The organism is Asaia krungthepensis NRIC 0535 (assembly GCF_025995175.1).
GTDB lineage: Bacteria > Pseudomonadota > Alphaproteobacteria > Acetobacterales > Acetobacteraceae > Asaia > Asaia krungthepensis.
Window position 1 is genome coordinate 392,758 of the sequence record NZ_BAPV01000004.1, and the last position, 11,411, is coordinate 404,168.

Annotated in this window: 10 protein-coding genes; 6 read left to right on the forward strand and 4 right to left on the reverse strand. The window is 61.2% G+C overall.

The annotated features are described in order from the left end of the window. Positions 1–16: 16 nt before the first annotated feature. Entirely contained in the window at positions 17–1,744 is a 1,728-nt protein-coding gene (locus AA0535_RS04260) for a DUF885 domain-containing protein (protein ID WP_264814639.1), read from the reverse strand. A gap of 135 nt (positions 1,745–1,879) precedes the next feature. Beyond that, a complete protein-coding gene (locus tag AA0535_RS04265; RefSeq protein WP_264814640.1) occupies positions 1,880–3,394 on the reverse strand; it encodes an FAD-dependent monooxygenase in 1,515 nt (504 codons plus the stop codon). Positions 3,395–3,444: 50 nt separating this feature from the next. Between AA0535_RS04265 and AA0535_RS04270 the strand changes: the two genes are divergently transcribed. The 5 genes from AA0535_RS04270 (at position 3,445) to AA0535_RS04290 (ending at position 8,173) form a co-directional block, all read left to right on the forward strand. Next, the gene (locus AA0535_RS04270) at positions 3,445–4,113 is read left to right on the forward strand and encodes a TetR/AcrR family transcriptional regulator (protein ID WP_264814641.1); all 669 of its coding nucleotides are present in this window, start codon (positions 3,445–3,447) and stop codon (positions 4,111–4,113) included. 157 nt (positions 4,114–4,270) lie between these two features. Continuing rightward, positions 4,271–4,825 carry a hypothetical protein gene (locus AA0535_RS04275; RefSeq protein ID WP_264814642.1) on the forward strand — a complete coding sequence of 185 codons (555 nt, stop codon included), beginning with the start codon at positions 4,271–4,273 and terminating at the stop codon, positions 4,823–4,825. Between the two features lie 180 nt (positions 4,826–5,005). Continuing rightward, complete coding sequence (locus tag AA0535_RS04280) at positions 5,006–5,959, forward strand: metallophosphoesterase family protein (protein ID WP_264814643.1); 954 nt, start codon at positions 5,006–5,008, stop codon at positions 5,957–5,959. Between the two features lie 124 nt (positions 5,960–6,083). Further along, positions 6,084–7,361 (forward strand): anthranilate synthase component I family protein, encoded by a 1,278-nt coding sequence (locus AA0535_RS04285; protein WP_264814644.1) that lies wholly within the window; start codon positions 6,084–6,086, stop codon positions 7,359–7,361. After that, entirely contained in the window at positions 7,358–8,173 is an 816-nt protein-coding gene (locus tag AA0535_RS04290) for an aminotransferase class IV (protein ID WP_264814645.1), read from the forward strand. The genes AA0535_RS04285 and AA0535_RS04290 overlap by 4 nt, the downstream gene beginning before the upstream one ends. Before the next feature lie 8 nt (positions 8,174–8,181). Here AA0535_RS04290 and cls read toward each other — a convergent pair whose 3' ends face one another. Both cls and AA0535_RS04300 read right to left on the reverse strand, forming a co-directional pair. Next, complete coding sequence (gene cls, locus AA0535_RS04295) at positions 8,182–9,630, reverse strand: cardiolipin synthase (protein ID WP_264814646.1); 1,449 nt, start codon at positions 9,628–9,630, stop codon at positions 8,182–8,184. 60 nt (positions 9,631–9,690) lie between these two features. After that, a complete protein-coding gene (locus tag AA0535_RS04300) occupies positions 9,691–10,212 on the reverse strand; it encodes a hypothetical protein (protein WP_264814647.1) in 522 nt (173 codons plus the stop codon). 242 nt (positions 10,213–10,454) lie between these two features. On the opposite strand from AA0535_RS04300, the gene AA0535_RS04305 reads away from it, so the two are divergent. Next, on the forward strand, positions 10,455–11,399 hold the full coding sequence (locus tag AA0535_RS04305) for a cytochrome ubiquinol oxidase subunit II family protein (RefSeq protein WP_264814648.1): 945 nt from the start codon (positions 10,455–10,457) through the stop codon (positions 11,397–11,399). Positions 11,400–11,411 lie beyond the last annotated feature (12 nt).

Consider the following 11,411-nt stretch of genomic DNA (forward strand, 5'->3'; position numbering starts at 1 on the left):
TCCCGGTCCTCAGACCTCATCCCTTGCGGGTTTTTTCAGACTCAATCCATTCCGCCACGCGCTCGCGCAGCAGAGCCAGCGGCATGGCCCCTTCATCGAGGACCAGATCATGGAAGCGCCGTTCGTCAAATCGGGCACCGAGCGCCTTTTCGGCCTGATGGCGCAAATCGAGAATGGTCATCTCGCCAATCTTGTAGCCCAGGGCCTGACCCGGCCAGGAGATGTAGCGATTGGTCTCGTTCTGGATATTCTTTTCCGCCAGGGCCGTATTGTCGCGCAGGCAGGCAAGCGCCTGGTCGCGCGTCCAGTTCTTCCAGTGCAGCCCCACATCCATCACGAGACGACAGGCGCGCCACATCTCCATTGAAAGCTGGCCAAAGCGCTCATAGGGCGTTGGATAAAGCCCGATCTCACTGACAAGCTGCTCGGAATAGAGCGCCCAGCCTTCCACGAAGGCCGTCGTGGCGTAATCACGCCGGAATCCCGGCAGGTCGGTCATTTCCTGCGCGAGAGCGATCTGGATATGATGGCCCGGGACGCCCTCATGCGCGACGAGCGAAGGCAGTTCGTAAAGTGGCCTCTGATCCAGATGCGAGGTGTTGATCATCAGCCCACCCGCAATACCCAGCGTCGGGCTGCCCGGATCGTAACGCCCGGTCGTATAGCCCTCCTCGATCGCGCGCGGCACTTCGCGCACCCCATAGGTCAGGCGTGGCAGTTTGCCGATCAAATGCGGCAGCGCGCCATCGATTTTCTTGGCAAGGAAACTCGCCTTCTCCATCAGCGCCTGGCGCGTGATGACATAAAAGCGCGGATCGGCCTTGATCTGCGCGACAAACGCCTTGAAATCCCCCTTGAACCCGACCGCTGTCATCTGGCGCTGCATCTCGCCATGGATACGGGCGATTTCGGACTGCCCCAGAGCAAAGATCTGGTCGGGTGTCAGGGTTGTCGTGGTTTCGCTGCGCACGAGCCATGAATAATAGGCGCGCCCCTCCGGCAAGGACGACGCGCCGAGCGTGTCGCGGCTGGCCGGCAGGTAATCATGCTCGAAAAACGCCGCCAGTGCGCGCTCGGCTGGTTTGATCCTGTCATGCACGATGCGCGCGCCCTCGTCACGCAGGGCATGGCGCTGCGCCTGCGGCATTGTGGCTGGCAAGCTGTCGAAAGGGCGCAGGGCAGGATTGTCCTGCTCAGGCAGATCCGCCTGCGCCTTGACCGCGCGATACGCAATTTCCGCAATCAATCTGGGCTGGACGAAGCGGGTGGCGATGCCGCGGCGCATATTGGCGATCTGCTGGGCGTCATAGGCCGGAATACGCTCCATGCGCCTGAGCCAGCGTCGTGCATCGGCCTCGCTACGCAAGGGCGTGTTATCGGCTGCGTAGCCCACCTCCTGATAGAACCCTTCATCACTGGTGAAAGGCATACGCGAGGGATCGAATTTCTGGCCCTCGATGGCGAGATCGTTTTCCCATGTCATCAGCCGGGCATTCAGGCTGTCCTCGCCCTTGAGCGATTTCGGATCGAGCGCAGCGAGGCGTTGCCGAAATTTCTGTCTCTGCCTCAGCCGAGCGGCCTCAGCGGCAGGGCTGTCATCCGGCCAGCGCTCGGCCGCATCCAGATCGCCCCGTGAGGCTGCGGAAACCGGGTCGAGTGCTGATGTGAAATGATCGTAGTCGCTCACGATCTGACCGATATCATCTGCCCATACGACACTCGGCGCGAGAACAGGGCAGACCATGAAGCCCCCTCCGATAAGGAGAGCCCGTCTCCACGATGATCGGCCCCTGTTACCATGCTGAGCGCGCATTCTGCCTCCTGAGATATCGGTTCGCAGGCATAACGACCTCAAGATGGCCCCTGCGTCAACGTCCGCTCACGCGTCCAGACTGGCACCGAACCATCTGACGAGCGCCGTGTTCAGGGAGGCGCGCTCCTGAGGCGCCCCCTGCCAGACCAGACATCCATCGGGGCGCAGGAGCCATACGAATGCCTCATGCCACGACGCCAGCACGAGATTTCCCGGTATCGTCAGGCCCTGGAAGGCGTGTATCGCCTGATCAGGTACCAGAAGAACGCCCGCCCCCTGCTGCATCAACCCGAAAACCGAGCGTCCATCGGGCAGAACCTGATCGCCGGGAAGGGTTCCGAGCGCGGGACAATCCGCCGAATGCGCTATGGTGTCATAATGCATTGTGTAGCCCCTCATCCGGGCTCCGAGTGCCGCGCAGGGCTCATCGCGGCTCAGCATCTCGGCCATGAGCGCATGAAGCGCACGGGATTGTGGATCGGGTCGCATAAGGGCTGTCTGGGCCCGGGTATTGTCCAGCACATCGCGCGCAACCGAGCGGCGCTCCTGCTCATAGCTGTCCAGCAGGGTTTCGGGCATACGCCCCGAGAGGACGGCGCCCAGCTTCCAGCCCAGATTGGCGGCATCGACCAGACCCAGCCCAAGGCCCTGTCCCCCGAAAGGCGGATGGATATGCGCGGCATCTCCGGCAAGGAAAATCCTGCCCTGCCGATACTGGTCGACAAGCCTCGTATGATCGGTCCAGCAACGCCCGCCTCGATAGGCCGAGAGCTTCATCCCACGCCCGCAAACGCGCTCGATTGCGGCTTCCACCTGCATCTGGGTCGGGATGGTCTGCCCTTCTGGCGGTGGACCGGAGTAATCGACGAGGAAGAGCCGCTCCGGTATCGGACCATAGGCCATGACACCGCCCGGCTGCATCTGCCACCCGGCGGGCCGGACCGCATGCGCTCCATCGAAGGCCACGAAGACCTGATAAAAGCTGAGCGTAGGGTCTGTACCAGGAAAGGCGAAGCCCCCCAGTTTGCGCAGCGTGCTGCGCGCGCCATCGCATCCGACGGCATAGCGGCAGGCGATACGTTCAACCTGACCGTCCTCGCGTGTGAAGGTCAGGATGAGAGCCTCCTGCCCCTCCTCCACTCCCGTCACCCTGCACGGGCGGCGCAGCATAATCCCCCGTCTTTCCACCTCGTCCTGCAAGGCACCCTGAAGATGACGCTGGTCGATCAGGCGTGTCGGACGTTGACGGTCCTGCTCCTGACTGAGCAGGGAAATACCCGCAAAATGGCCGGCAAAGCGCCGCCCCTCCTTGCCGGACTGACGCCACCCGCCGCCAGATCCGGACAGGAAGGGCGCCATCAAGGCCTGGCTGCGTGCCTCCAGGGCATCGAGTTCTGGCCCCATGCCCCGCCTCATCAGGGCCTCGGCCCCAAGCGGCCCCACGGAAAGGGCTTTCTGCACCTCTTCCTGTTGCTCACGGGCCTCCAGCACGACGCACGACGCTCCTGCCCGCTCGAGTTCGAGAGCGAGCAGGAGCCCGACTGGCCCGGCCCCGACAATCACGACATCCGTATGTTTCATAGACCGAATCCATATTTGTACTCGGTCTAGTTTTCTGATAGTGGATGCGCATGTCAACAAGGATCGACCGACACACGAAAAGACGCCTCGCCACGCGGCAGCGTATCTCTGACATCGCGACCGCTCTTTTTGCCGAACACGGGTTCGACAAGGTCACGATCGATGCGATTGCCGAGGCCGCCGATGTGGGGCGTATGACCGTGTTCAATCATTTTGCGCGCAAGGAGGATCTGTTCTTCGATCGCGAAGCCGTCATACGCGACACGTTGAGCGCCGCCATTCTCGCCCCCTCTCCCCTGCATCCAGTGGAACGGCTGCGTGCTCTTGCCCATGATCTGGTGGCGCAGGACGCACCGTTCCTGCGCTTTGCGCCCCAGGCTCAGGGATTTATCGATACGCTTCTGGCGAGCGAGACCCTCAAATCACGTGCCCGCGCTCTGCGCGATGAGGTCACGGCCGACATAAGGCGCGATCTTACCCGCGCGCTGGAGGCCACCCCGCAGAAACCAGTTCGGTCGGAGGATTTGTCAGAGTCCGGACTGACGCTCGATGCCGCACTCTCGCTATGCGCCTCTGTCCTCGTGGCAAGCTGGGTCACGGCTTTCACCGAGGCACAACGACATTTCGGCGCAACAGGCAATAGTGCCTCGGCACGCTCCCTTTTCCTCTGCCTCGTCGACAAGGGCAGCACGGCGGCACTGGGTATCTTACAAGTGTGATTTGCGAACGGACCTTCTAAGACGGGTAGTGGCACAAGGTCAGACAAGAGGAAGGCGCGATAAAGTCATCGTCACGACCCTTGCCCTTGCCCAAATTCGCATCGTCGCCAATCCTGACCTGACCCGACATTAGCCTGTTCAGGAGTGCAGATATCGCATGAGCACCGTCATTCCCTCCTGGCAGATCCCCACCCGGCGTGCCCAGGTCATCCGCACCAGAAAATATGTGGCCGTAATCTGCAAGGAGCGTTGGGGAGGGAGTCACTTCTCGCGCTCGGGCTGGTCGACTTTCATTCCCCGCAAACAGGTTACGACGGAATGGATCGGGGCCAATCTCAAGAAGGCGCTATATAGCAGCGAGGATCTCGGAGCGCATTTGCCTCGGCCTATCCCTAGTGAGATCTCAAAGCCCGCATATGACGAATCAGACTGGAAGTCGCATGAATTCTGGTTACGTATCCAGCAGGAATTTGGCTTCAAGGATGTTCTGACCACCATGTCCAAATCGGCTGGTATCTATATCGACTGGCCGGACGACCAGGGAGATCAGGTGCGGATCGTCGCGACGCGTGGTCGCGGCGGTGGCTTTTCCGCCTGGGGGACCAATGAGAATTTCGGCAAGGTCTTTCACGCCTCGATCACTTTGAGCGATCTCGAATTCGGCGAGGTGGCCGTACAGGCCCTGGATCGATGCCAGCCCAACTACGCCTGAATGACCAAGCGTTCCTTCCAGCAGCCTCTCGAATGCGGGGGGCGTGCTCCGGGTGATGCGCATGTCTTCCTGTGTCTTCTGTCATTGAAACTTCACTGACGCCAGACACGCGGCGGTCTATGCCTGCCTTCAACAGAGACGGTCTGATGGCGCGGCCATGGACCAAGGAAGGATGTTTCGATGCTGCTCCCCAGACGCCGTTTTCTCCGCTCGGCTGCGCTCACCGGTTTGGCCGCCGGAACGCTCGGGCTGTCTGACCGGGCGCTGGCGCTGGTGCCACAGCGCCCGGCTCTTCTGCCGCATGAGGATTTCAGCTTCATCTTTCTGACCGATACCCATATCCAGCCGGAACTCGACGCTGCCAAAGGCTGCATGGCGTGCTTTCGCCAAGCCCGCACAGCCAATGTCGATTTCACCCTCCAGGGGGGCGATCATGTTTTCGATGCACTGGGCGTTCCGAAATCACGCGCACTCAGCCTGATGGACCTGTACAAGCAGACAGCCGATACGCTGGGCCATCAAGTGTATAATACCATGGGTAATCACGACATCATGGGCGTGTATACCAAGAGTGGCATCGAACCCACCGACCCGCTTTACGGTAAGAAGTATTACACCGATAATTTTGGCGCACCCTATTACGCCTTCGACCATAAGGGGGTGCATTTCGTGGTGCTGGATTCCATCGGCATCACATCTGACCGGTCCTATGAGGGCTATATCGACCCGGCCCAGATTGCATGGCTCAGCCGCGATCTGGCAGCCATGCCCACAGGGACACCCGTGATTGTGTCGACCCATATACCGCTTGTCACCGCCGTGGAGGATTATGCTCCGCCGCCGGGCAAGCCCCCTGCCCATCAGGGCATGCGCGTCAGGAATGCCTGGCAGGTTCTGGATCTCTTCGACCATTACAACGTGATCGGGGTGTTTCAGGGTCATACCCACGTGCTTGAAACCGTCACGTGGCATGGCGTGCCCTACATCACAGGTGGCGCCGTGTCGGGCAACTGGTGGCATGGCACACGTCTTGGCACACCCGAAGGCTATCTGACGGTGCGCGTGGAGAAAGGCCGGGTCATCCCGGATTACGTCACCTACGGGTTCAAGACCATCGACCCGAAAAATACCTGAGAAGCGTCGCGCCTCCTGATTGACTGGACGCCCGGCAAGGCGCGCGCTAAGGCCGGAGGATGCGGCGTTCCTCCCTCCTTCCAGCCCTTGTTCCTGTCGGGGCTTGCGCGTCTGGCGGCGCCCGATGATCGTTCAGGCGCTGGATTGGCGTTCGCCCGATGCCTTTGTGGCCCGATATGGCGACATGCCGTGGTCGGTGATGCTCGATAGCGGTGGCCCCATCGGCGAACGAGCGCGCTGGTCGTTCTTCTGCTGCGCACCGGAAGCGACCCTGACCCTCGACACGCCCGGTGACTGGGCGCAACTCGAAGCCCTCGTTCCGAAACCCGAAGCCCCATGCCCTCTCCCGTTTTCAGGAGGGGTAATCGGGCTTGCCAGCTACGAGGCCGGGCTCGCGCTCGAAGGCATCGTGTCGCGTCATACGCCTGTGCTCCCAGCCCTCCATGCGGCGCGCTACACGGGCGCCTTCGTGTTCGATCGACAGGAAAAGCGCCTGTACTGGAGCAGTGCTTGCGATGCCCCTATGCCGGTCGCCCTGCCATGCTGCTCCGCTCCCCTCGCCCCCATGCTCCGGCTCGACTTCACGCCCGATCTCGACCAGATGGCGTATAGAAGCGCCGTCGAAGACATGATCGCTCGGATCGATCAGGGGGAGATGTTTCAGGCCAATCTGACCACGCAATTCCGCGCGCAACGGCCCGAAGGGCTCACGGCAGCGAGGCTGTATCGCGCCCTGCGTCGTACTTCCCCTGCGCCTTTTGGCGCGCTCTTCACCCTGCCCGATTTTGCACTGCTCAGCGCGTCGGTCGAGCGGTTCCTGAGCATGACGCCAACAGGGGCGATCGAGACGCGCCCGATCAAGGGCACCGCCCCGCTCGGCGCCAGTCCTGAGGAAGACGCGAGGATTGCCGCCGTTCTCGCATGTGACGAGAAGGAATATGCCGAAAATCTGATGATTACCGACCTGATGCGCAACGATATCGGGCGTGTGGCACGGATCGGCTCGGTTCAGGTGCCCGTGCTCTGCGCCGTCGAACGCTTTGCCCATGTGCATCATCTGGTATCTTCGGTGCAGGGGCAACTCGAGCAAGGCAGAACCGCGCTCGATCTGTTACGCGCCACGCTCCCGCCGGGCTCAGTCACGGGAGCACCCAAGCATCAGGCACTCAAGGTGATCGACCAGATCGAACGCTCTGCGCGCGGGGTCTATTGCGGGACACTGTTTCGCATCGGCGCGGATGGCGCGCTCGACAGCAGCGTGATCATTCGCAGTCTACTGATGTCTCCGCAGGAAATCGGTCTCGGCGTTGGGTGCGGCATCACCACGCTCTCCGATCCGGGGCGCGAATATGAAGAACTGCGCCTCAAAGCCGCAGCCCTGCTGGCCCTGTTTGGCTCATGAGGTTTCTCTGGCACAATCAGGGGCTCGAAGCCGTTTCCGAAGCCCGCATCGACCCGCAGGACCGGGGGCTTCTGCTGGGTGATGGCCTTTTCGAGACTATGCGCCTCAGCGCAGGGAAAATCATGCGTCTGCAAGCGCATCTGGCCCGGTTGACCGCAGGGGCGGCCTTGCTGCGCCTGCCTCTGCCTGATCGCACGGTGCTGCAGGAGGCTCTTGACCAACTGGTTGCCGCCAATGGTATGGCAGAAGGCTCGTTACGCCTGACCCTGACCCGTGGCGCAGGGCCGCGCGGAGTGCTCCCCCCGGCCACCCCGTCCCCGACGCTTCTGATCACCCAGGCCCTTCCCGTCGCCGCATTACCGCCCTGCCGCGTACAGATCAGTCCCTGGCGCCGGGACGGCGCCTCGCCCCTGAGCCGCATCAAGCATCTGAACTACCTGCCTCAGATCCTTGCCCGTCTCGAGGCCAGTGAGGCGGGGTTTGATGACGCGCTTCTCCTCTCGGGTAATGGGCAGCATATCGCTGAATCCAGCGCAGCCAGCCTTGTCATTCTGGACGGCTCTCGACTGATCACACCACCGCTTGAGGATGGGGCGCTGGCAGGGATCGCACGCGCGGCGTTGCTCGCAACCGGCCAATGCGTCGAGAAGAGCATCACCCCGGATTCTCTGTGCGCATCCCGGGGAGCATGGCTGGTCAACAGCCTGTCGGTCCGTGAAATTGCGCAGTCAGGCGCGTGTGCGCTGCCGCGCCACGAAGCATGGACAGCGCGCCTCACTGCAATACTGGCGCAGGACACTCCCCAGACTTAGGGCCTCGCTTACAGAACGGGGCCGATCATCGCCAGCGTATTGTTCCACAGACGGCGATACCATGGCCAGGCGCGGACATCGTCGAGCGTAATCTCCACCGCATCACGCAAATAGCTTTCCTGGCGCGCATGGATCTGAGCCGTGAAGTCCTCGTCAGCGAAGAGGATATTGTTCTCGAAATTCAGATCGAAGCTGCGTCGGTCGAGATTGGCGGAGCCGATCATGCCCATCCCGCCATCGAGCGTCAGCGCCTTGGTATGCAGAAGTCCGAGCGGGTATTCGAAAATGCGCACACCTGCTTCAAGAAGCTCGGCGTAATAGCTTCGGCTGGCACCTGCCACGATCCAGGAATCATTGCGGGTAGGCACCGTCATCGTCACCTTCACCCCTCGACGGGCCGAGGCGCAGAGCGCCGCCTGGATGGGCTCATCGGGGACGTAATAGGGGGTGGTGATCGTAAGCTCGCGTGAAGCCGCATTCATGAGCGAAACGAACACCTCAGGCATGGCGGCATAGCGCAGTGCGGCGCTGGTGCCGATTACCTGTGCAACGAAACCCTCTCCCTCGACGAGTTTGGCAGAGTCCAGAAGCGGTCCCAGATCCTCGTCCGTATGGGCCATCCAGTCCGTTGCGAAGAGATGCTGGTTCTGCAGCACCACCGGCCCCTCGAAACGGGTCATCAGGTCCACCCATGGCGCAAAACGCGCCTTGGGGCGGAATTCGGGGTCGGCGCAGTTCTGGCTGCCACAATAGGTCAGGCGATTATCGATCACCACGATCTTGCGGTGATTGCGCATATCCATACGACCATGAAGCGGCCAGGTGACGATGTTACCGAGCGGCATCGCGCGCACAACATGGGCGCCAGCGCGTTCCATCTTCTTCCATGCTTCATGATGGATGAGATGACGCGACCCGAGATCATCCGCCATGATACGGCACCTGACACCGCGGGAAGCCGCGCGGCATATGGCTTCGACGATCTGCATCCCGTTATGATCGGTGAGCCAGATATAAAAGCAGATATGCACATGGTCTCGCGCGGCATCGATATCGGAAACCATGGAGGCAATAGCGCTGTTCGAGTCCGGGAGAAGGCGTGCCTTGTTACCGCCCTCAGGCGGATAGCCGCTGGCGGATTGGCCCACGCGAAAGAGCGGTGCAAGACGCGGCGGGAGTCGATATTTCTCCTCCGCATCGATCAGGGCCTCGTCATTCTTGCCGGGCACGCGCAGGGTCTTACGGGCCTCGGTTATCCGGTTGACGAGGCGCGATCCCATATTGGTTTCACCAAGCATGAGATAGGCAAGAGTGCCAAGCACGGGCAACGCCGCGATGATCGCGACCCACGCCACGCGCGAGGCTGGCTGACGATGCGGCCTCATGAGCGCGCGGCCGATAAAGATCAGCTGGATGATGAAGCTCAGCGCCGCGCCTGTGACGCGCCAGCCGGTCATTTCCATTCCGGATTACCCTCGTTCTTCAGTGAAAGAGTCTGAGTCCCTGTTGGGAGGGAATTACTGAGCCGCCAGTTTCTCGGTCTTGTCCGGCAGCAGGCGGAAGCGCAACCGCATGACCGAAGCGCCGACATGCGCGCCCTTGATCGACATCTTGAGATCGAGCTTCACGCCGTACTGATTCTCGAGAACAGCCGCGCCGACGCCAGAGCCGATCGCCGCATCGGCCTTGACCGTCCAGTAGGTGCCATCGAACTGGTCGAGACGGGTGAGGTCCTTCACCGTACCCGTACCCTTGACCGCAATATAGCCGATAGAAGCAATGCCGCCGCCGCCGATCTCGAAAGCATAGTCCTTGCCGTTATGATGCAGCGTACCCTTGCCCCATTCATAACCAAGACCGCCACCGACTTCCTGCAACGTGAAGTTGATGGCTGAATCCTCTACCGGGGCCGATTTGTCAGGCGTTGCATTTTCCTGCGGCGTGATCGACGTCGTGGCGCCCGGCACCGCATGAGCGGAAACCGCAAGAAGGCAAAGCGGGACAGACGCGGCAAAAGCCGCAAAAGAACGTGGGAACATGACCTTCGCCTCCTTCTTGTTCGACCAGGCTTGCTGTTCAGACGCGGGACGCTGGTCCGGGTTGCCTGGTGAGCATCTTAGCCCCGAAACCACCCTGTGCAAATCGGGCACGCGTCCTGACAACTACGCGCGGCAACGCCCTGCGCTCAGACATGAAAAGACATTTTAAGATGAAAATGGGGAAACGCTGATCACGATCGCGAGTTACTCAGAGCGAACCCTTGCCATGGAACCCAACGCACGTGCCGAGACCGAGCCCGATCAAAACGGCCCTGCGTCAGGGTCTCCATGCCCTTCGCCTGAGCCTGGCGATGCCGTTATGCCTCCTTGCTGGATGCCAGGCCGATCATATCTCATTCCTGGACCCGGCCGGTCCCATCGCCGCCTTGCAGCTTCACTGGTTCGGGCTTCTCGTTGGCGGGCTCGTCCTGGTCATTCTGCCTGTGCTGATCGGCGTACCGTTCTGCCTGTGGCATTACCGTGCCAGCAATCGGCGGGCGGCTTTTCGACCGGACTGGGACTTCGCCCTGCCACTGGAATTTCTCGTCTGGGGCTTTCCCGCCATTGTGGTGATTGCGTTCTCCCTGCTCGTCTGGGGACCGGAACGCCGATACAGCCCTGACCGCGCCATCCACGACGAACCCGCGATGACGATCGATGTGGTCGCGCTCAACTGGAAATGGCTTTTCATCTATCCTGATGCGCATGTGGCGAGCCTGGATCATCTGGTCCTGCCGCAGGGACGCGAAGTGATGTTCCGCCTTACCTCGGACGCGACCATGCAGTCCTTTCTAATACCTTCGCTGGGCAGCCAGATCTATGCCATGGCAGGAATGGTCACGCGATTGCATTTGCTGGCAGACCGGCCCGGGCGGTATCTGGGCGAGAATACGCAGTTCAACGGTATGGGATTCCAGGATCAGAAATTTGCTGTCGACGTGGTGCCGTCCGACCATTTCGAGCAATGGCTCTCTCAGGCGCGCACCAGCACGCTGCATCTCGACCCCGGAACATACGATATTCTCAGGCATCAGGAGACTGGTCGCCAGTCGGCACAGGCGCTGCTTCATGACCCCAAGGCGGCCATGCCAAGTTTTTCGGACGTGCCGGAACATTTCTTCCATGACATCGTCAGTCGCTACGACGCATCCATGACCGTTGATTCTGCACCTCATACTCCTGGCTGATCGAGCCTGACA